Raw genomic sequence first — 21,919 nt, forward strand, 5'->3', positions numbered from 1 at the left:
CTCAGAATAAAAAATTCGCATGGATTTTTATCGGAATCGGACTCGTATCATTAATATTCAAGATTTTAAATTATAAATGAAAACAATAACATTAATTTTCGGTGCTGTTTACGGGATGCTTTCCGTTATTCTGGGAGCTTTCGGAGCACACGCTTTAAAGAAAATATTGTCTGTAGAAAGACTGGAAAGTTTTGAAACGGGAGTGAGATACCAAATGTATGCTGCTTTTTTTCTTTTAATTGCAGGCTATATTTTAAAATTTGAAACCAAAACAGAAAACTGGATTTCGTGGTTTATGATTTTCGGAACGATGCTTTTCTCATTCAGTATTTACGGATTGAGTATGCAGGATTATTTCGGGATGAATCTGAAATTTCTCGGACCAATTACTCCGCTTGGAGGATTACTGATGATTCTGAGCTGGGCTTTGCTGATCTTTTACTTCGTGAAGATGAAAGCTTAAAAATAAAGAAACTTCAGTTTGAGATAAAATTTAATGAATCGCAAGGTTAGACAAGGGGTCTAATTCTTCATTTTTCAGATATTTAAGTTAAAAGAAGGCGTAAAACTTATCAAAGAAATACAAACTTTGTATTTCATTACTAAACGAAGTGCCTTTGTTTTTCTTAAAATAATTTCCAAAAAATGAAACTTTTTTGTATTCATTTGCGGCAAATTAATAAACACAATCAATCAAAAACATAGAAATCATTTTATCTTAAAATAAATTAAAAAAGGAATTCTGACCGCAGAATTCCTTTTTTATTACTTCAAAAAGTTCTCATTCAGCCATTTCAGCTTGTTGTAGCTTTTCAGGAATTTAGCTTTCAGTTCAATGTTTTTTTCTCTCGCATCCAATAATTTATTTTCTCTGGAATTGATCAGGAACAAAGAACTTTCCCCATTGCTGAACCTCGTTTCTTCCGCATTCAGAAGTCTTTGGTAATTATTCAGATTTTTTGTGGAAATATCAATCTGGGTGAAATAATTATTCACTTCATTTTTATAGGTTTCAATTTTCGTGCTCAGTTCGCGGGTTTTAAGCTGAGAATCCTGCTGGTTTTGAGAAATTTTCAGCTTGGCAATTTCATAATCTGCTCTTGCTTGTCTCTGAAATATGGGAATCTCCAGTTTCAGTCCGTATTGGAAATTATTATCAAACAAAGGAAGAAAATCGGCACGGTAATTTTCTTTATTAAAAAAATTATATGTGAAATCCAGTTTCGGAAGGAAGCTTTGCCATTTCAGTCTTTTTTCACTTTCGAGGATATTCTGCTTCTGAAAATAATATTCCAGTGAAGCGTGATTCTGTAGCTGTTTCGATTCTAAATTCTGTACCAGAAATTCATAATCGGAATATCCGGAATGCTCGTCAAGATTCGAAGACGGAAAAATAAGCTTTGAAATTTCATAAAACTCCTGATTTTCTTTCCAGAGATACATCTGAAGTTCCTGCGTACTTTTCACAAAACTTAAATAAGCGTCTCTTTCCTGAAGTTCAAAACTCTGCAATTGCGATGAAGCTTCCACCGTATCTATTGCCGGTCTTTCTCCAAACTCGTACGTCTTTTTGGTAAGTTCGAGCCTTTTTCGGTTAATTTCTACCGTAGATTTCTGCAATTTGTAGATCTCATAATTTTTCACCCATTCCCAATACGTATTTTCAGCATCCAAAAGAAGTTCATTGGTGAGAACGGTCTGTTCTGCTTCTGTCATTTTCAAGCCGAATTTTGCCTGATCCAGCATGGCTCTTCTTTTATCATACAGAAGGTTTTTTGCCAAAGGAATCGTAACTCCGAATTGGTATAAACCTCCTTTCGTTTCGCTGCTGTTCAGTTTTTCGCCATCCAGATAATTGTAACTTCCGGTAATGTCGATTCCGTACCAGGTTGGAATGCCAAGTTCTACATTTCTCTGTTCGTAATATTTTGTTCCGTCAATATTTTTCTCCCCCAGTTTTCCTGCGAGTACCGGATCAAAATTTCCTCTCGCCTTGTTAATTTCAGCATTGGCAATTTTATTCTGAAGCTGATATTTAAAAGCTAACGGATGATAATTTTTTACAATATTCAGAAATTCCTGATGCGAAATTTTCAGAGAATCCTGCGCAAACGAAAACTGAACACACAACAGAATGAGAAGTGTGGTAACTATTTTTTTAGCATAAGCAACATTCATATTTCTATTTATTTGGGCAGCTATTCCGCCCTCCGTTCCCGCTTTTTGCTCGTCGTTCCTCCTCACAAAAGAGCTCCACTCAGGTCGGGCTGCACCAGTATTGTGGAAAAAATACTCAAAAATAAATTGTAAGTAATTCATAAACAAAGTTTTATTATGAGTTTTGCGTTGTTTTTAAATTTTATTTTTAATAAAAAAGGCTTTCCTTCGTCAGGCTCAGGATAAACTAAGCTCAGCCTGACAGTATTTAAATAAATCAGTTAGTATCAGAAATGTCATCCTGAGCTTGTCGAAGAATCTATGAACTAAACTTCCTCTACTGTTACAGTTTATACAAATTAGTAAAATTTGAAATGATCAATAGGATTGGGCTTTAGCCCATTCACAAATAGAACGATTTAGTTGGCTTTAGCCAAAGCCTGTTTTAAATTTCGGCTAAAGCCTGTGTAAAACGTCCCTGTTGATATCGGGCTAAAGCCCGACGCTATTGAAAAAAAATAATAACTTGTATAAACTCCATTTATTGATTTCTGAATATTGCCTGTAACGATAAGTCAGATTATTTTTTAGCCTTTTCATCTTTTGCAGATTTTTCGGTTTTTACTTCATAATAATCCGGCGGGAATCCGTTGATGTTTCGCCATAATTCGTACCAGACCGGAACGTCATTAAGAATCGCAATTCCCTGAACTCCGGTTCCCATTTTAATTTTCGGAGGCCATTGTTTTTCATTTTTATCCTGAATCACCAAAGCTTTGAACATTCCGTTTGCGCTGATGTTATTTTCTACCGCAATTACTTTTCCTGCAAAGGTTCCATAGCTGGAATTCGGCCAACCGGAAAAGACAATCGCCGGAAAACCATCAAAAATACACATTACACGCTGTCCTTCTTTTACCAGAGGCAAATCGACAGGTTTAATGTAAATTTCTACGGCGTAATCTACTTTTTCCGGAACAATGATTCCGATGCTTTCACCGTCTTTCAGAATTTCTCCGATTCCCGCTTTATTGATCTGCACAACCTGTCCGTCCTGAGAAGCGATCACGAAATACAATCCCTGTCTTGCTTTGTAATTGGCAACCTGATTTTCGAGTTTGGCAATATCACCGTCGCTTCCTTCAATCTGTCCCATACTTTGGAAACGTTCTCCTTCCGTTTTGCTCAGTTTCTCGTTGTAATCCTGAATCGTAGCATTCTGTTCGATGCTTACATTCACGATTTCCTGTCGGGTTTGTGCCAGTTTATTTTCGGTTGCCATTTTTTTGGCTAAAGCATTCTGATAAGAAACACTTCTCTGCTGGAATTGCGTGAGCGAAACCAAACCTTCATCATACATTTTCTTCTGTCTTTCGTACTGGTCGGAAGTCATTCTCAGCTCGTTTTTCACTGCTTCCAATTCGGCTTCTTCTCCTGCTAATTTATTATTGAGCTGACTGATTTTCACTTTAAGCTGACTCAATTTTAAATCTCTTGCAGAATTTAAAGCCTGCAACTGACTATTGGTGGTTCCAACTTTGGCTTCGTAATAGTCTCTTACTCCTTTTTTTGCTTCTACCTGCATTTCGGTTCTTTTCACCAAAAGCGGATCAAGGTAATCTTCTTTTACTTCGGAAAGCTGAAGCAAAGTGTCGCCTTTTTTTACATAATCCCCGTTTTTCACGTACCATTTGATGATTTTTCCAGGAATCGGCGAGTTTAGTTGTTGCGGACGCTGTTCCTGATAAAGCGTACTCACATTTCCCATTACCTTGATATTCTGTGTCCAAGGTAAAAACAGAGTGATAATTCCGCCAATTAGGATGAAAAGAAACCATCTTTTAACCCTTGATTTTCTGTGGATGTGGTATATTTTATTGACTGACTTCAGTTCCATCTCTTTTAGTTTTTGTTAAATAATTTTTTCACATTTCCGTTTTCTACCTGAAGATGCTGATCGGCTTCCAGAATAAGATTTTTATCTTCTGAAACAATGATAATGGAGGTTTTTTCTTTTAGTTTTAAAAGATATTCCGTCATTTTAGTTTTAAATATATCATTCATTCCGTCTAAAGGATCTTCAAGGATCAATAATCTTCTTTCACCTGCCAAAGCTCTCAGGAGAAGAATTTTCTTTTTAGAGCTGAATGAAATTTCCGTATCGGTTTCGCTGACGTTGGTGAAAAATCCGTTGCTGAACTGGCTGGAGAAATCTTCGATGCCAATTTCTTCTGCAATTTCCAGAATCTGTTCTGCGGAGGTTTCATTTTGTCCGAGAGTGATGTTTTCGTAAACCGTTCCTTTAATGATCGTCATGTCTTCCAGATACATCCCGATCTGGCTTCTTAGTGATACTTTATCAATATTTTTCAAAGGGATTTTATCAAATAAAATACTTCCGGAAGTCGGATCATAAAATCCGGTCATCATATTCAGCAGTAAAGATTTTCCTGCGCCGAGCTGCCCTGAAATAACAGTTAAACTATTTTCCGAAATCTTAAAATTGATGTTTTCCAGAATCCTGTGATGATCATTAAAAGCAAAATTTACGTCTTTAAATTCAACTTCAAAGCCGTCATTGTTTTGATCGAAAGTAATTTCCCCGAATTTCTCTTCCTGAAGTGTCGTTACTTTATTCAGTTTTGCCAAAGCTGCAATCACGTCATAATAACTTTCAAGACTTATGATAAGCTTTTCCACAGCCGCCATAATGCTCAGAACAACGATTTCCGTTGCGATAAACGCTCCGATGTTAAGTTGCTGATTCACCAAAAGGTAAGTCCCGATCACAAGCATAACCAAAGTAATGATAACTTTAAAAGCGATAATGGTTTTGTACTGGAAAACCAGAACGCGAAAGTGCGAAGTTCGGTCATCGAGATATTTTACCACTCTTTCATCGGTTCCTGAAAGATGTGCTTCTGTTTTGGAATTCAGTTTAAATGTTTTGATAGACGCAGCAATATCTTCAATCCAGGAAGCCACTTCATACTTTTTATCGCTTTCTTCAATGCTGGATTTAATTCCGCTTTCCATGGTAAATCTGAAAATAATAACCACACAAATCACTACCAAAGCTCCGAACACCAAAAACCACGGATGGTAAAAGGAAAGAAGAAGGATTCCGAATAGAATCTGGATGAGCGCGGTCGGAATTTCAAGTAAAATTTTAGAAATTCCTTTCTGGAGATTCTGGGTATCGAAAAAACGATTAACCAGCTCAGGAAGATAATATTTTCGCGTGGCTGAAAGATTCACTTTCGGAAGTTTTTCGGCAAAAGCAAGGGAAAATTCAACAAAAATTTTCTGCTGAATTTTTTCAATGATCTGCATTACTTTCAGCCTGAAATAGCCTACAAGCCAGGTTCCCAGAACCACAAAAGCGATCAGAATATAAATAGAAGTTGCCATTGTAGCTCCCATCACAAAACTGACGATTGATTGTATTCCCAACGGAACGCTCAACTGGACAAGACCATTCAGGATGGCGTAAAAATAAATGTTGGTGACATCTTTCTTTTCCTTCGTGACGTATTTGAAAAGATTGTAACCGTGCTGTTTAGGAGAAGTTTCCATTTGAGTCTTATTATTTTATAAGGTTGAAAGTGATAAAACGCAGATAATCTAAAACATACTTTTTGTGATCTATCTTATCCGTATGATTGTCGGTAAGTTTCGGAAGATGTTCGCTGAAAAACTGCTGATCGTGAGCGGTTTCCAGTAAAGTGCTTGCAAATGATTTCGGATAAGGGAAATCCGGTTTTGCTTCTGCAATGATGTCTCCGATAAATGCGCAAAGACTTTTTAAAGGACTGAAAACCATTTCTTTATTGATTTCGTCCACTTCTTTTACCAAATAAGCTTTGCTGCTTTCTGCAATAACAATATTGTGAAGTTTTGGAAGATCGTAATCTTCTATTTTATCATCGGTTTCATCATTATGTGTGATGATTTCGAGGATTTTTTCCATTTTTTGCTGAGGTTCTTTGATTTCCTGAAGCCTCAGTTTGGAAATGAATTCGATGTAAGACCAATACCAATTGAGAATATAGGTAAGAAGTTTATGCTTTGAAGAAAAATACCGGTAAACCGTTGCCTCTGTAGAGTTGATCTTTTGGGCTAATTTTTTAAAAGTAAAACTTTCAAAACCGGTCTCGTAGATCAGTTCAATTGAATTTTTGACAATGGCACGTCCGATCTCGCTGTTTTCGGGATCTTTAAGATAAAGGTGTTCGTTGACTTTAAATTTTACCTGAAATTCCATGATGTATTAAATAACTATATTTTTTGATAGCAAAATATATACCGAAAAATGTTTTAATATTATTTATAATAGTAATACTATCATATTATAATTTCTATGAAATGGATTCTCCATAGAAAAATTCAATGATCTCTCATTAAAAATTATCTTTGTGATAAATTATAAACGATGTACAGACTTTTGCTAATTGTTATGGTTGCTCTATTTTCCGTAGTTCAGGCGCAGATTCCGAAAGTGAGCAGCGGAAAGATTGAAAGAATATCGGATTTTAAATCTCAGTTTGTAACACCGAGAAACATCGATGTATGGCTTCCTGAAAATTATTCAGCATCTAAGAAATATGGAGTTCTGTATATGCAGGACGGACAAATGCTTTACGATTCTGATCTCACGTGGAACAGACAATCCTGGAACGTGGATGAAACTGTTGCGGAACTTATTAAATCCAAAAAAATACAGAATACCATTGTTGTAGGAGTGTGGAATGATTCCAAAATGAGACATTTCGATTATTTTCCGCAGAAACCTTTTGAAAGTTTATCCGCAGTGGAAAAAGATACCGTTAATCATCAATTGAAAAAAGCAGGAAGAGCGAATGAAAAGTTTTCTCCCAATTCAGACAATTATTTAAAGTTTTTAGTGAAGGAGCTGAAACCTCTGATTGATAAAAAATATTCAACTTTTAAGGACATATCTCATACATTTATTGCCGGAAGCAGCATGGGCGGACTGATCTCCATGTATGCCATCTGCGAATATCCTCAGATTTTTGGCGGAGCAGCTTGTCTTTCAACCCACTGGACAGGAACTTTTACCAATGAAAACAATCCTTTTCCGGCGTCTGCTTTACGCTATTTAGATAAAAATTTACCAGATTCTAAAACTCACAAAATCTATTTCGACTGCGGGGATCAGACTCTGGATGCGCTGTATCCTGAAATTCAGAAAAAAGCAGATGCAATTATCAGAAAACACGGTTACTCTGAAAAGAACTGGAAAACCTTATACTTTCCCGGCGAAAATCACAGCGAGGAAGCATGGGCAAAAAGACTTTCGAAGCCTTTGGAGTTTCTTTTGAATAGATAATCAGCATAAAAGAATCGTTTAGAATTCTTATTTTTTGCGGGCTTAAAGACTATTTTCCTTACCTGGACAATTATCTTCACATATTCAAAGTGAGAAAAATGGTGAATAATAGGCAGATTTAATAGATATGTTAAAAATCAAGTCCGTTGTGGTTTAAATTTTAAGTCAATAAACTTGAACTTCCGTGTCTTTTTATTAAATTTGTCAACCTTTAACTATTAAAATAAAATAATAAAAATAATATGAATCTTCACGAGTATCAATCAAAAGAGATTTTATCAAAGTATGGAGTAGCTATCCAACGTGGTTTCGTTGCAAACAACGTAGATGAAGCTGTAGCTGCTGCTGAAAAACTAACTGCTGAAACAGGCGCACAGGGATGGGTTGTAAAAGCTCAGATCCACGCAGGTGGCCGTGGTAAAGGGGGTGGTGTAAAGTTCTCTCCAAACATGGATAAACTTAAAGAAAACGCTCAGAACATCATCGGAATGCAGTTGGTAACTCCACAAACTTCTGCTGAAGGTAAAAAAGTAAATTCTGTTTTGGTTGCAGAGGATGTATATTATCCGGGAGAAACGGAAACTAAAGAATTTTATGTTTCTATTCTTTTAGACAGAGCTGAAGGTAAAAATACAATCGTATATTCTACTGAAGGGGGTATGGATATTGAGCACGTTGCTGAAGTAACGCCTCATTTGATTCACAAAGAAATCATTGATCCTGCTTTAGGACTTCAGGGATTCCAGGCTAGAAAAATTGCTTTCAACTTAGGTCTTGAAGGGAATGCTTTCAAAGAATTCGTAAAATTCATCGGTTCTCTATACAATGCGTATACGGGAATTGATGCTTCTCTTTTCGAAATCAACCCTGTGTTGAAAACTTCTGATAACAAAATTATCGCAGTAGATGCTAAAGTAACTTTGGATGATAACTCATTGTTCCGTCACAAAGATTTAGCTGAGCTTAGAGATACAAGAGAAGAAGATCCAATGGATGTAGAAGCTGGTGAAGCGGGTCTTAATTTCGTAAAATTAGACGGTAACGTTGCTTGTATGGTAAACGGAGCAGGTCTTGCAATGGCAACAATGGATATCATCAAATTATCAGGTGGTAACCCTGCAAACTTCCTTGACGTAGGTGGTACTGCAGATGCACAGAGGGTACAGACTGCTTTCGGAATCATCTTAAGAGATCCTAACGTAAAAGCAATCTTAATCAATATCTTCGGAGGTATCGTAAGATGCGACAGAGTTGCTCAGGGAGTTGTAGACGCTTACAAAGCAATGGGCAGCCTTCCGGTTCCATTGATCGTAAGATTACAGGGAACTAACGCGGTTGAAGCTAAAAAATTAATTGATGAGTCTGGTCTTCCGGTTCACTCTGCAATTACTTTGGAAGAAGCTGCAAACAAAGTAAAAGAAGTTTTAGCATAAGACTGAAATTTTTAAAATACATTAAAACCGTTTCATTTTTTTGGAACGGTTTTTTCTTTTTTCATCAAATTAAAAATCTTTTGTAATTTGTCGCTGAAAAACTTAATATGCCATGAAAAATATACAAATTCCGAAACCGTGTTCAGAAAACTGGGAAATGATGTCTCTGCAGGAAAAAGGACGATTCTGTTCCGTCTGTAATAAATGTGTGATTGATTTTACACAGAAACAGCCCAACGAAATTCTAGAAATCATTGATGAAAAGAAAGATGAAGAAATCTGCGGAAGATTTTATGATCATCAGTTGAATACTGCTAATCCATCTGAAAAGATAAGAGTTCAATTCTTTAAACATATTCCTGCTCATTTTCAAAATAGCAGAGTCGTATTAACTCTTCTTTCCGTTATTTTATTTTTAATGGGCTGCTCAAAACAGAAGGAAGAATCTTACGCAACGACAGGTCTTCTGAGGATGGAAGAAGATTCTATCCCTGAAAATAAAAATTATGTCATAGGCGAGGCTAAAATAAACGAAAGCGATTCCTGTGCGAAAATTTCGAAAAAGGATAGTTTAATAATGAAAGACACATCTTCAAAAAAATAGATAACTCAAAATAAAGAAAGTGAAGTAATTAAATAAGTTATTCATTTTAAAATTGTTATCTTTACAGGAAAGGCTTAAAAATGAGACTGCGTTTATCCTTTTTTCTCTTTTTATTTCTTACTTGTCAATCTCAAATTGTCAGCCATTATTTCCTGTCTCACGGAAAAGAAATTCAGTTCGAAGATAAAAACCATTATCCTTTTTCTTTAATTCAGAAAGATTTTTTTGTGATTAATTCTCAGAAAAAGATGGATGAAATTTTTAAAATTATTCATCAGAAAAATACAGGAAACAGATTTTCACCTGTTCCTTCCATCACCGAAGATGAAACGTATATTATTGTAAAACCTCAGTTAAAAAGCTCCAATGATATTTTAATTGAAGCCATTACTTTTGATAAAAATATCCTCTGCATAAAAGCGAAAGAATTCAGCAATCCGGATTTTGATGAACAAAGCAGAATTCCGCCTGATATCTTATTAAAGCTAAAAGAAAATTTGCTTATTAAAAAAGTCACCATTCAATACTAATATATAAAATTACTGTCATGAAAACTAGAACCTTTATCGTCTCGTGCCTTTTGATTGCGGCACAGGTTTTTGGTCAGCAGAACTACTGGTCGAAACTACAAGAAACAAAAATAGAACGGGAAAATCTGAACCCGAGATGGACGACTCCCAATAATTTTTCTTTATATCAAGTTGATCTGGGAAAAATTAAATCCGATCTTAAAAAAGCACCCCAACGTTTTTCGGGAGATGAAAGCCTTGTGATTAAATTTCCGGATTCTGAAGGGAAAATAAGAGATTACATCGTTCAGGAAGCTTCTGTAATGGAGCCGGAACTACAGGCGAAATTCCCTGAAATACGTTCTTACACAGGCTGGCAAAAAGAGCATCCCGAAAATACAATCCGTTTCAGTGTTACCCCCTCTACAGGAATCAGTGTGATGTATTTTGATAACTGGGAAATCAGTTATCTCGACAGTTACACAAAAGACAATTCTGCATTTATCTTATACAAGAGAAAAGATCTTCCGAAAAACGACCGGCTTTTTGAATGTCATGTCAAAAACGAACTGGATAACTTAAAAAATAACGGAACAGCCAATAAAGCTCCTCTGGTTTCGGACGGGCAGTTCAGAAAATACAGACTCGCTCTCTCTGCGACAGGAGAATATACCACGTTTCATGGCGGAACAGTTGCTCTGGCAATGGCAGCAATGGCAACAACAATGACCAGAGTAAACGGAATTTATGAAAAAACGATCTCTACAACCATGATGATGATCGCGAACAATAATCTGTTGATTTATACCAATGCGACAACAGATCCTTTTACTAATGGAAACCCAAGCAGTATGATAAACGAAAACCAGACCAATACAACGGCGGTCATCGGAACTGCGAACTACGATATTGGGCATGTTTTCGGAACAAACAGCGGCGGTTTGGCAGGATTGGGAGTGGTATGTGTTTCAGGCAGTAAAGCTAGAGGCGTTACAGGTTCCGGAGCTCCGATTGGAGATCCTTTCGATATCGATTATGTTGCGCACGAAATGGGACATCAGTTTGGAGCAAACCACACATTCAGAGCGGCAACTTCTTCATGTGCCGGTAACTTCAATAACGCGACTGCTTTCGAACCGGGAAGCGGATCTACGATTATGGCTTATGCAGGGATCTGCGGAGCAACCAATAATGTTCAGAATAACAGTGATGCTTACTTTCATGCGGCAAGCGTTTTGGAAATGTACGCTGTTTTGCAGAGAGCTTCAGACTGCGCCGTAAAAAATTCTAATAGCAATGGAGTTCCTACCGCTGATGCCGGAGCAGATTATACCATTCCGCAGGGAACTGCTTTTGTTTTAACGGGAACAGGAACAGATCCGGATGGAGATCCTTTAACCTACCTTTGGGAACAGTATGACAATACAAGCAATACGCAGCCTCCGGTTTCCACAGGAACAGCCGGACCGGTCTATCGTTCTTTAACTCCTACTGTTTCTCCGTCAAGATATTTTCCTGTGCTGAGTTCGGTTGTAGCGAATAATCTTATCCCGAAATGGGAAGTTACTCCAGGTGTTGCAAGAACTCTTAATTTTTCTCTTTTGGTAAACGATAATAAAGCAACAGGAAATCAGGCAGCAAGAGATGTTATGGTGGTTACCGTAACGAATGACGGGCCGTTTAAAGTAACTTCTCAGGCTACGACAGGAATAAATTATAATGGAAATACTTCCGTTCCGGTAACATGGAATGTAGCAGGAACAAGTACAGGAGCAATTAGTACACAGAACGTATCTATTTTACTTTCTAAAGACGGTGGCTTAACGTTCCCGACTGTTTTGGCAGCAAGTGTTCCGAATAATGGTTCCGCTAATGTTACGATGCCAAATGAAAATGTTTCGTCTGCGAGAATTATGGTAAAAGCGGTGGGAAATATTTATTATGCACTCAATACATCAAGTTTCTCTATTACTCAGACTGTTCTTACAACGGCTGAAACTAACGTGAGAAACTTCTCGATTTATCCGAATCCTTCTCATGATGTTGTCAATATCAGACTTAAAAATTCATCACAAAAAGCAGATTATACGCTTTACGATGCTTCAGGCAGATTAATTAAAGTCGGAAATTTCAAGGGTGAAACTCAGGTAAAAGTTAATGATCTGATGAACGGAAATTATGTGATCTCTCTGGTTTTTGAAAATGGGGGGAAAATAACAGAAAAATTAATCATTAAAAAATAAATTACTGATTCATAAAAACAGAAAAGCAACCACTATTCGGTTGCTTTTTTTATTTAGTCCTGATTTTCGTTGATTAAATGATCTCCATTCGTAATACTGATACTTGTAGGAGTAACGAGCTGAATTCCGTCCTCATCAAGACGCTGTTTGATCTTTAAATAAGCTTCGCTTTTGAGCTGAACCATATTCGCGCCCACCTTCATCCAGAATTTAGCCTGAATATTGAAAACACCCTGTTTCAGATCTGTAAAAATAACTTCTGCAGTATCCAGTTTATCCACATTTTCGAGATTTTTAATAATGTCGAGCATTCCTTTCTGTGCTTTTGAAATATCTTCATCGGCAGGAATTTCGAAATTTAAAATAATTCTTCGCTGAGGTGATGCGGTAATGTTGTAAAATGGGGCATTAAAAACCACCTGATTTGGGATGTAAGCTTTCTTTCCGTCGTCTGTAATAATTTTAGTCGTTAAAAAACCAATTTCCTGTACCGTTCCGGAGTGGGTTCCTATCGTAATATAATCTCCTACTTTAAAGGCTTTATCTATTCCGATCAGCATTCCTGAAAATATGCTGGACACCAGATCTTTTAATGCAACCCCTGCAATAACCCCCGCAACTCCTAAACTTCCGATGAATTTCCAGAGAAAACCGCTGAAACCCATAATTTCCAGTGCAATGAAAGTTCCCATCACCATAATCAGGAATCTGAATACGCTGATTAACGTGACCAGTGAACTTTCTTTTTTGCTTTTCGGAAAAAATTTGTGGAAAAGTTTTACGGCGCCCTGACTGAGATATTTACTGGTGAATAAAAAGAAAGAAAATACAAGAATTCCCACAATAAGTTTTGGGGTAAGTTCTGCAAATTTCAGATACCAGTTCTGTATTACATTATATACAACATCAATATAGCCTAGACCACTTTTCTCCATGAATAAAAAAATTTTAGTTAAAGATATAATTTTTAAACAAAAATTTTGCCAGTTCCAAAAACTCTACTAAATTTGTAGACTAATAAGAACAAAATATTATGTCAATTAAACTAGGAGATACCGCACCCGATTTTCAGGCAGAAACTTCAGCCGGAGATATTAATTTCTATCAGTATTTAGGAGATTCCTGGGGAATTCTGTTTTCGCATCCCGCAGATTATACTCCGGTCTGTACTACAGAACTTGGGTATACTTCGAAATTGAAGGAGGAATTTGATAAGCGCGGAACCCAAGTAATTGCGCTGAGTGTGGATGGAGTAGAAGATCATCAGAACTGGATTAAAGATATTAATGAAACACAGAATACGGAAGTTCAGTTTCCGATTATCGCAGACAAGGACAGAAAAATTTCTGAACTGTACGATTTTATTCATCCGAACGCTTCTGCAACGGCAACCGTTCGTTCTTTACTGATTATCGATCCGGAAAAGAAAGTAAGGCTTATTATAACTTATCCGGCTTCTACCGGAAGAAATTTTGATGAAATTCTTAGAGTTCTGGATTCTCTTCAGCTTGTAGATTCCCATAAAATTGCTACTCCTGTTAACTGGAAAGACGGAGATGATGTCATTGTTCCGCCTGCGATTTCCACGGAAGATGCCAGAAAGATTTTTCCGAAAGGGGTGAAAGTGATAAAACCCTATTTAAGATATACACCACAACCGAATACATGATTTATTTGATTTTTTATAGTTTAGTTTTAATTTGTACGAAAATCGCCTCGAAAACTCGAGGCGATTTCAATTGTAGTGTATAGTGAATGTGAAGTGATTGGATCGTAATCTTACTTTACATCATTTGCGATTTGTTTTGCTTTGGATGTAGGAAGGTAAATACTGAAACCTAGATTGAAAGTAAGGTTTGAGTTTAAACCTTCACTGCCAAATCCTGCTCTTCCTCTGTATTTTACCAGACCTTCAAGACCGATGTTCGGGGTAATGAAGTAAGAATAACCAGGACCTACTCCGAAATCGAAACCTGTAGTAGAATCTGCATTTTCAACAGATCTTCCTCCGATTCCTGCGTTACCTTCTAAGAACCAACGTCCGTGGTTTAGTAAGTTATCTACTCCTTTTTCTCCCGGAGAAAGATAATAACGTCCTAAAGCACCAACTCCGTACGTAAATTCTGTAGGAGAACCATTAGTTACTTTGTTGAATCCTAAATCTACATAACCCCCGACAGCAACGTTGTCTTCAATAAAGTATGCTCCTTTAGGCTGAATAGCAATATTATAACCACCACCGGTGTTTAAACCGAAATTACTTGATATTAAACTACTACCCACTAACCAGTTTCCCTTCTGGATCTGCGCATTCATTGTTGCAGCCAAACCCGTTACTGCCATTATTCCTGTAAAAATTAGCTTTTTCATAATTTATTATTTAATATTTTAATGTTGTATCATTTGTGATTTCAGAAAATCAATAAATGTGCCATTCTACTCAATACGTAGTGAAATCATTATCATATTAATCAATGGTATGGTCTTATGAAATGCCGATCATCAGGAGTTTTTATCCTAATAAAATTTACAATAAAAGCAGAATAATTGAAACCACAAGTCCTGCCACCGTGAAAACCATACCTCTTTTGAATGCTTTGCTTTTAGGATTGAACATCCAGAAACTCGAAATTACAAAAAAGAACAGGGAAATTCCGAAGAAAGTATTTAACGGGGAAAGAGTGTCTTTAGATTGAGATTTGTGAAGTTTTGTCATTTTATCCAGTACAAATGGCAGTTCCTTTTTAGTGTACTTTGCCTGTCCCGTTGCGGAATCGTAAGTTCCCTGTTTAAAGGTAAGAACAGTACCTTCTGTTTTTTCAACCTCAAGACCTTTAATTCTTAATTCTTTTCCCAGTGCTTTTTCATCAAGATTTTTTTCTACGACTTTATCGTACTTTTTTTCTTTTTTCAGAAAATCGGTGTCTCTGTAAATTAGCAAAACACCACTTACAGCGTAAACAGCCATTATTCCGGCAAGGAAATAGCCCAGATAACGGTGCGTGATTCTCATAAAACTTCTTGTGTCTTTAATCTTATCCATATATATTGTTTTTGTTTTTTAATCTCAAAAGTGGAAACTGCAAAATTGCAATTCCCACTTTAAATGAAGAAATTATTGTGATTCTTTTTTACAGTTTATACGTTAATGTAACATAGTAATTTCTCGGTGTGATCGGATTCACGGAATAATTTTCGTGAACGGTGTAATTTTCTACATCAAACAGGTTTCCGACTTTCCCCTGAATCGAGAATTTCTTCCAGTCGTAGCCAACTGATAGAGAAACCGTTGTGTAATCTTTTAATTCGAAAATTCTGCTTACCCCATTTCTCTGCTGCAGACTGTTGGCTCCTGTTTTGGTATCATTCCATCCGGCAAGTCTGTCCCCAATGTAATATACTCCGGCTCCCACTTTCAAGCCGGGAACCAATTTTGTGAATTTATAAAATACCGAAGCATTCGCAGTAGTTGCAGGAGTTCTTACCAGTCTTTGGTTTTCTACATATCCGAAAGCTTCCGGAGTATTTAAATACACAGAATTGTTATAAGAGAAACCTCCGATAATGGATAAATTTTCTGTTGGATTTCCTGTAATATCAAGCTCAACTCCGCGGCTTCTCATTTTTCCTGCAAAATCTTTGGTAAGTCCTGCCGGATCTACAGGATTTCCTTTATCGTCTAATGCATTCTGATAATAATTTCTGTACAGAATCTGGTAAACCGTTAGATTAACTGCCAAAGCATTGTTCCAGAAATTCTTTTTCGCACCCACTTCGTACTGATCGATGTTGGTTGGCGTTAAAGCTTCTCCGTCTCTTAATCTTCCCACATTGGCAACAAAAGAGTTTGTATAGGTTGCAAATGCTGAAAAATTATCATTCGGCATGTAAACAAAACCTAATTTCGGAGATATTGCCTGATCGGATGACGAAGAATTATTAACCAGCGATTTTCCTGTGGTAGAATTCAGATTCACTAAACCGCTTGTAACCGTTTTAAATTTAGTGTTGATCGTTGGCATATTTTCAATATAAGACCAACGCAATCCAGCAATAACTTTAAATTCTTTGGTTAAACTGATGAAATCCTGAGCATACACTCCGATTCTTCTTGTATTAATTCTGTTTTTCTCTAATCTTTCAGCAGCCGGAATACTTCCGCTTGCCCAGGAATCAGGATTGTCCAGATAAAGAATACCATTGCTGTTTCCGTTGGTTCCATACAGATAGCTGTTTCCGTAAGCAAGTCTGTTGGTTGGATTATAGTAAGTGTACGCATCTGCAACTCCATAATCTGCATCTGCCCCGAATAACACTTTATGGTTTATTTTTCCTGTATTGAATTCACCATTTAAATTCACCTGTGCCGAAGTATAGTTCTGTTCGTTATACGTCCTGTTCAAAGGTCTTCTCCAGAAAAGTCTGTCGGTTGATTTTTCGTAACCCCACTGAACTCTTTCCGTAGAAAAATAATCTTTCGTATAATTCTGGTAAGATGCCGTAGCGTTTAAAGACCATCTTTCATTAAACTGATGATTGAAGGTAACATTTGTTGAAACCTGCTCCACATTCTGATATTGCCAGTCAGCTCCTAAAAAAGCATTTCTCGGAAGAAGATTATTCATCTGGTAAGTATATCCGTCACGCTGCGTGATAGACCCGATTCCGAAATCCGGAGTAAAATCATTTTTAAGATAATCTGCCTCAACGATGATCTGTGATCTGTCGCTTAAATTAAATAAAAATGAAGGATTGAAATAATACTTTTTAGACTGCACCACGTCTCTGAAACTTTCCGCATACTCATACGCTCCGTTCACACGGAAAGCAATATTTTTTGAAAGCGGACCATAAAGATCTACTGTCGGTTTATAAGAATTCCAGCTTCCCGCATTCATCCCCACGCTTCCGCCAAAGTTGAATTTAGGCTTTTTTGTAATCATGTTGATCACACCACCTGCAGCCGTATTTCCGTACAGCATTGCATTCGCACCTTTAAGGACTTCCACTCTTTCCAATCCGCTTACTTCAGGAAAAACTCCGCTGTTAATTCTGGAGCCGTTCTTGAAAATATTGTCATTTCCCAGAATGAAACCACGTCCTCCGAAACTGTCCTGAGAATTTCCTCTAGAAGAAGTTACATAAATTCCGTTTACGTTTTGCAGAACATCACTCAGTTGTTTTGCCTGTTGCTGCTCAATAATTTCGTGAGTAACAATCGCAATCGGCTGAGGTGTTTCCATCATCGTAAGATTAGACTTGGTAGATAATGGTCTTGCCTTGTTGGGATTTCCGGTTTTATGAAGATTAACGTCTTCAATAGTCTGGATTCTAATGGTATCAGCTTCAACATATTTCATCTGCGCGTCCAAAGAAAGGGCTGCGAATACTAATCCTATTGTGGCTAGCTGCTTTTTCATGATAGTCTATTGTTATTTAGAGTGGTTTTAAATAAAGTGCAAATGTATATTATTATTTAGAATTAATAAAAATTATAAACTGATTTTTGTCAGTAATCTTTAATTTAGAAATTGTGTTTTCCCTTATTTTAGTAGGGATGAGAACTTTAGATTAAATATCTTTGTTAAAAAATAAATCTATGCAGTTAGTAAAAGTCGGACTTTGTGCGTTCGGAATGAGCGGAAAAGTTTTTCATGCCCCGTTTTTGAAAGAACATCCGGGATTTTTTATTTCCGCAATTGTGGAAAGAAGTAAAGAAGAATCTAAAGAAAAATATCCTAAAGCAGAAATTTACCGTTCCGTAGAAGAAATGCTGGAAAACGCCGATATCGAACTCGTGGTTGTCAATACTCCGGTTCAGACGCATTTTGAGTATGCAAAAAAAGCACTGGAAGCAGGGAAAAATGTAGTGGTTGAAAAACCTTTTACCGTAAATGTTGCTGAAGCAGAAGAACTGGCAAAACTGGCGGAAGAGAAAAAATTATTTGTAAGCGTTTACCAAAACAGAAGATTCGACCGCGATTATCTTCAGGTACAGAAAATCATCAATGAAGGAAAACTGGGAAATATCAAGGAGGCGGAAATCCGTTTCGACAGATTCCGTACCGAACCAAGCGGAAAAGCGCATAAGGAAAATCCTGAAGCTGTAGGTTCCGGTTCTCTGCACGATTTGGGGTCGCATCTGGTGGACCAGGCAGTTCAGTATTTCGGGTTTCCCGAAAAACTCTTTGCTGATGTTTTTTCCATGAAAGGAAAAGAATTTGCCAACGATTATTTTGAAATTATTTTATTTTATCCGAATGATTTAAGGGTAAGGCTGAAATCTTCGGTATTCACCAAAGAAGCGCATTTTGCTTATGCTATTCACGGAGAAAAAGGAAGTTTTTTGCAGGAAAGAACCGATCATCAGGAAAATGAACTCGTTGCAGGAGCCATTCCGGAATATGGTGAAGAATGGACAAAACCTTTAACGGAAACCGATGGGATTCTGAATTATCTAAATGAAAATAAAGAAACCGAAAGAATCCTTACTTCAAGCGAACCGGGAAATTACATGAATTATTATCAGCAGATCTACGAATTTATCGTTTTCGGATACGCATTGCCTTCACCTGCGGAAGAAATCATCAAAAATATGAAAATCATCGATGCGGCCGTGGAAAGTTCTAGACAGGAGAAAGTGATTTACTTGTAGAGTCTTTAAGGTGAGAGAGTTTTAGAGTCTTAGAGTTTGAGGGTGTGAGAGTCTTAGAGTTTTAGGGTGTGAGTGTGAGAGAGTTTGAGAGTTTGAGGGTTTTAGAGTTTGGGAGTTTTATTGCAGTTTAGAGTTATGAATCTTAAAGCAGGATTTTTAGAGTAAGAAAATTTAATATGAATTAAAATATAACGCTCCCATACTCTCAAACACTCTCACACTCAAACCCTCAAACTCTCAAACCCTCACACCCAACTACGCTTCACCTAAAATCTCCTGAAGTTCAAGCCATCTCATTTCATGGTTTTCCAAAGTTCCAGAGATAGATTCCAGATCGGCGGAAAGTTTGGATATTTTCTCGTAATCTGCTTCATTATTAAGCTGATCTAATATTTTCGCTCTTTTTTCTTCTAATTCCGGCATTTCTTTCTCGATGGTTTCGAGTTCACGCTGTTCTTTAAAGGAAAGTCTTTTCTTTTTTACGTTTGTATTGTTTACAGCCGGAACAGTTTCTTTTACAGGTTCAGATTTTACGGAAACAGATTTCTCCAAAGCATCTTCTTTGCTTTTCGCTTCGCGGTATTCGGAAAAATTGCCCGTAAAATCACGAATTTTGCCTTCGCCTTCAAAAGCAAGAATATGATCTACGATTCTGTCCATAAAATACCTGTCGTGCGACACAATGATTAATGAACCCTGAAACTGCTGCAAAAAGTTTTCAAGAACCGTTAAAGTCGGAAGATCAAGATCATTGGTAGGCTCATCAAAAATCAAAAAGTTCGGATTCTGGTATAAAATATACATCAGATGAAGTCTTCTTTTTTCACCACCCGAAAGCTTAGAAATAGGAGAGTACTGCGTCTGATCATCAAATAAAAACAATCTTAAAAACTGGGAGGCAGAAAGACTTTTTCCGTTGGCTAAAGGGTAAAATTCGGCAACTTCTTTAATGAAGTCGATTACTCTTTCATCTTCTTTATACGTAAGACCTTTTTGCGAAAAATATCCGAAATGGATGGTTTCTCCGGTTTCAATTTCTCCTTTATCAGCCTTTTCAAACCCCTGAATAATATTTAACAAAGTAGATTTTCCAGCTCCGTTTTTCCCTACAATTCCTACTTTTTCACCTCTCTGGAAAGAATAGCTGAAATCTTTCAGCAACAATTTACTTCCAAAACTTTTGTCAATATTTTTAAGCTCAAGAATTTTATTTCCAAGCCTTTTCATTTCAAAATCAAGCTCTAATCCCTGTTTTCTCGTGTCTGTTTTGGCGACTTTTTCTGTTTCGTAGAAAGCATCAATTCTGGATTTGGATTTTGTAGTTCTTGCTTTCGGCTGCCTTCTCATCCATTCCAGTTCCTTTCGGTAAAGGTTGTTGGCTTTATCAATCGTCGCATTCATATTATCTTCGCGGATCATCTTATTTTCAAGATACGTCGCGTAAGAACCGTTATGAATGTAAAGATTTCTGTCTTCCATTTCCCAGATCGTATCGCAAACGCTGTCGAGGAAATACCGGTCGTGCGTTACCAATAGTAAAGTTATTTTTGCCTTACTCAGATAACTTTCCAGCCATTCCACCATTTCCACATCGAGGTGGTTGGTCGGCTCATCCATAATTAATAAAGTATGGCGGTGTTCGGCTCTGGTTTCCGTTAACAGTTTTGCCAAAGCAACGCGCTTGATCTGTCCGCCGGAAAGTGTTCCCATTTTAGCTTCCAGATCGGTGATTTTTAGCTGCGAAAGAATCTGCTTCATTTCATTTTCCAGATCCCACGCTTTATGCGCTTCCATTTCAAGAAGAGCTTTTTCAATGAAATCATTGTCTGTGGAATGCAGAGACTGATGATAATTTTTCAGCGCCATAATCGGAGCCGAATCTAAAGTCATCATAAATTCATCAATGGTAAGATTCGGGTCAAAATCTATTTCCTGATCAAACAGCACTACCTGAATATCTTTATTGATGATTACCGTTCCGCTGTCTGCAATTTCTTTTCCCATCAGGATTTTAAGAAGAGTGGATTTTCCGCTTCCGTTTTTGGCAACAATAGCAATTTTATCCCCTTCGTTGATATGAAAAGTAATATTTTCAAATAAAACTTTTATTCCGTAGGATTTGGTAAGATTTTCGGCAGAAACGTAATTCATTATAGTCTGATGGTTAGATTTTGAAACTTAAACTGAGCCGCAAAAGTACGAAAATGTATCAGAAAAGCGGAGGTCAAGTTCAAAGGGATTCAGATTGTTTTCTTAGTATAGAATAATGATTAATTAATCGTATGTGTTGATTGTTGTTTTATTTAATTGTGTTTTGTTTGATGAATTTTAGTTAAAATTAGATATTTTTTTGAATTTAATGTATTTTGAATTGATTTTTAATGTAGATTTATATTCCTAAGATTATTAAAAATTAAAACTATGATGCAAATCAACTATTGGGCTGTTTTTGCAGCCGCACTTGTCCCTTTAATAATGGGATTTATCTGGTATCATCCTAAAGTTTTCGGAAAAGCATGGATGAAAGAAGTCGGTTTAACCGAAGATAAAATGAAGGGTTCCATGATCGGAGTTTTTATTTTTTCCATCATGTTATCAGCTTTAATGGCTTTGTTCTTACAGTTTGTAACCATTCATCAGTTTGGCGCGCTCGGAATGGTCGGCGGAGATGAAATGAACGCCAATCCTTCTTATCATGCCTTCATGAAAGATTACGGAATGGCTTACAGATCCTTTGGCCACGGTGCACTGCATTCTTCCATGACGGGATTTTTATTTGTACTTCCCATGATTGCCATCAATGCGATGTTTGAAAGAAAATCGTGGAAATATACATTAATTAACGCTGCTTTTTGGACGGTCTGCATTACCATTATGGGCGGAATTATCTGCGGCTGGTATGCTCCGGACGGTTTTCACTGGGCAACACAAAAATAAATGTAATGTTTTAAAAAGTTAAGGCTACTTT

Annotated in this window: 18 protein-coding genes; 9 read left to right on the forward strand and 9 right to left on the reverse strand. The window is 36.9% G+C overall.

Annotation, left to right across the window (positions count from 1 at the left end):
* Positions 1 to 76: 76 nt before the first annotated feature.
* Positions 77 to 463, forward strand: a complete 387-nt coding sequence (locus WFH39_RS01765; RefSeq protein ID WP_336688564.1) for a DUF423 domain-containing protein — start codon at positions 77 to 79, stop codon at positions 461 to 463.
* Between the two features lie 302 nt (positions 464 to 765).
* On the opposite strand, the gene WFH39_RS01770 is transcribed toward WFH39_RS01765, so the two are convergent.
* The 4 genes from WFH39_RS01770 to WFH39_RS01785 form a co-directional block, all read right to left on the reverse strand.
* Complete coding sequence (locus tag WFH39_RS01770; RefSeq protein WP_336688565.1) at positions 766 to 2,319, reverse strand: TolC family protein; 1,554 nt, start codon at positions 2,317 to 2,319, stop codon at positions 766 to 768.
* A 418-nt stretch (positions 2,320 to 2,737) separates the two neighbouring features.
* Positions 2,738 to 4,054, reverse strand: coding sequence for an HlyD family secretion protein (locus WFH39_RS01775; protein ID WP_336688566.1), 1,317 nt, complete (start codon positions 4,052 to 4,054; stop codon positions 2,738 to 2,740).
* A 5-nt stretch (positions 4,055 to 4,059) separates the two neighbouring features.
* Entirely contained in the window at positions 4,060 to 5,733 is a 1,674-nt protein-coding gene (locus tag WFH39_RS01780; RefSeq protein WP_336688567.1) for a peptidase domain-containing ABC transporter, read from the reverse strand.
* A gap of 10 nt (positions 5,734 to 5,743) precedes the next feature.
* Complete coding sequence (locus WFH39_RS01785; RefSeq protein ID WP_336688568.1) at positions 5,744 to 6,421, reverse strand: TetR/AcrR family transcriptional regulator; 678 nt, start codon at positions 6,419 to 6,421, stop codon at positions 5,744 to 5,746.
* A gap of 168 nt (positions 6,422 to 6,589) precedes the next feature.
* Between WFH39_RS01785 and WFH39_RS01790 the strand changes: the two genes are divergently transcribed.
* The 5 genes from WFH39_RS01790 to WFH39_RS01810 all read left to right on the forward strand — a co-directional run bounded on the left by WFH39_RS01790 (position 6,590) and on the right by WFH39_RS01810 (position 12,296).
* The gene (locus WFH39_RS01790) at positions 6,590 to 7,507 is read left to right on the forward strand and encodes an alpha/beta hydrolase (protein WP_336688569.1); all 918 of its coding nucleotides are present in this window, start codon (positions 6,590 to 6,592) and stop codon (positions 7,505 to 7,507) included.
* Positions 7,508 to 7,749: 242 nt separating this feature from the next.
* Positions 7,750 to 8,940 carry an ADP-forming succinate--CoA ligase subunit beta gene (sucC, locus tag WFH39_RS01795; protein ID WP_076390839.1) on the forward strand — a complete coding sequence of 397 codons (1,191 nt, stop codon included), beginning with the start codon at positions 7,750 to 7,752 and terminating at the stop codon, positions 8,938 to 8,940.
* A gap of 112 nt (positions 8,941 to 9,052) precedes the next feature.
* Positions 9,053 to 9,544 carry a hypothetical protein gene (locus WFH39_RS01800; protein WP_336688570.1) on the forward strand — a complete coding sequence of 164 codons (492 nt, stop codon included), beginning with the start codon at positions 9,053 to 9,055 and terminating at the stop codon, positions 9,542 to 9,544.
* 80 nt (positions 9,545 to 9,624) lie between these two features.
* Positions 9,625 to 10,074, forward strand: a complete 450-nt coding sequence (locus tag WFH39_RS01805; RefSeq protein ID WP_336688571.1) for a hypothetical protein — start codon at positions 9,625 to 9,627, stop codon at positions 10,072 to 10,074.
* Positions 10,075 to 10,091: 17 nt separating this feature from the next.
* Positions 10,092 to 12,296, forward strand: coding sequence for a reprolysin-like metallopeptidase (locus WFH39_RS01810; RefSeq protein WP_336688572.1), 2,205 nt, complete (start codon positions 10,092 to 10,094; stop codon positions 12,294 to 12,296).
* A 53-nt stretch (positions 12,297 to 12,349) separates the two neighbouring features.
* Here WFH39_RS01810 and WFH39_RS01815 read toward each other — a convergent pair whose 3' ends face one another.
* Positions 12,350 to 13,231: a mechanosensitive ion channel family protein gene (locus tag WFH39_RS01815; protein ID WP_235129652.1), complete on the reverse strand. Its 882-nt coding sequence runs from the start codon at positions 13,229 to 13,231 to the stop codon at positions 12,350 to 12,352.
* Between the two features lie 98 nt (positions 13,232 to 13,329).
* Between WFH39_RS01815 and WFH39_RS01820 the strand changes: the two genes are divergently transcribed.
* Complete coding sequence (locus WFH39_RS01820) at positions 13,330 to 13,965, forward strand: peroxiredoxin (RefSeq protein WP_336688573.1); 636 nt, start codon at positions 13,330 to 13,332, stop codon at positions 13,963 to 13,965.
* A gap of 110 nt (positions 13,966 to 14,075) precedes the next feature.
* Here the strand turns inward: WFH39_RS01820 and WFH39_RS01825 are convergent, their stop codons facing one another.
* From WFH39_RS01825 to WFH39_RS01835, 3 genes are all read right to left on the reverse strand, one after another.
* Complete coding sequence (locus WFH39_RS01825; protein WP_214590847.1) at positions 14,076 to 14,666, reverse strand: hypothetical protein; 591 nt, start codon at positions 14,664 to 14,666, stop codon at positions 14,076 to 14,078.
* A gap of 157 nt (positions 14,667 to 14,823) precedes the next feature.
* Positions 14,824 to 15,339, reverse strand: coding sequence for a hypothetical protein (locus WFH39_RS01830; RefSeq protein ID WP_336688574.1), 516 nt, complete (start codon positions 15,337 to 15,339; stop codon positions 14,824 to 14,826).
* An 88-nt stretch (positions 15,340 to 15,427) separates the two neighbouring features.
* On the reverse strand, positions 15,428 to 17,716 hold the full coding sequence (locus WFH39_RS01835; protein ID WP_336688575.1) for a TonB-dependent siderophore receptor: 2,289 nt from the start codon (positions 17,714 to 17,716) through the stop codon (positions 15,428 to 15,430).
* Between the two features lie 179 nt (positions 17,717 to 17,895).
* Here WFH39_RS01835 and WFH39_RS01840 point away from each other — a divergent pair, with 179 nt between their 5' ends.
* Positions 17,896 to 18,951 carry a Gfo/Idh/MocA family oxidoreductase gene (locus tag WFH39_RS01840; RefSeq protein WP_336688576.1) on the forward strand — a complete coding sequence of 352 codons (1,056 nt, stop codon included), beginning with the start codon at positions 17,896 to 17,898 and terminating at the stop codon, positions 18,949 to 18,951.
* A gap of 255 nt (positions 18,952 to 19,206) precedes the next feature.
* Here the strand turns inward: WFH39_RS01840 and abc-f are convergent, their stop codons facing one another.
* Positions 19,207 to 21,102 carry a ribosomal protection-like ABC-F family protein gene (abc-f, locus tag WFH39_RS01845; RefSeq protein WP_336688577.1) on the reverse strand — a complete coding sequence of 632 codons (1,896 nt, stop codon included), beginning with the start codon at positions 21,100 to 21,102 and terminating at the stop codon, positions 19,207 to 19,209.
* Positions 21,103 to 21,372: 270 nt separating this feature from the next.
* Between abc-f and WFH39_RS01850 the strand changes: the two genes are divergently transcribed.
* Positions 21,373 to 21,888, forward strand: coding sequence for a DUF1761 domain-containing protein (locus tag WFH39_RS01850; protein ID WP_308196689.1), 516 nt, complete (start codon positions 21,373 to 21,375; stop codon positions 21,886 to 21,888).
* The last annotated feature ends 31 nt before the right edge of the window (positions 21,889 to 21,919 follow it).

Origin of the sequence: Chryseobacterium sp. MMO-72 (assembly GCF_037146035.1) — a bacterium.
Taxonomy (GTDB): domain Bacteria; phylum Bacteroidota; class Bacteroidia; order Flavobacteriales; family Weeksellaceae; genus Chryseobacterium; species Chryseobacterium indicum.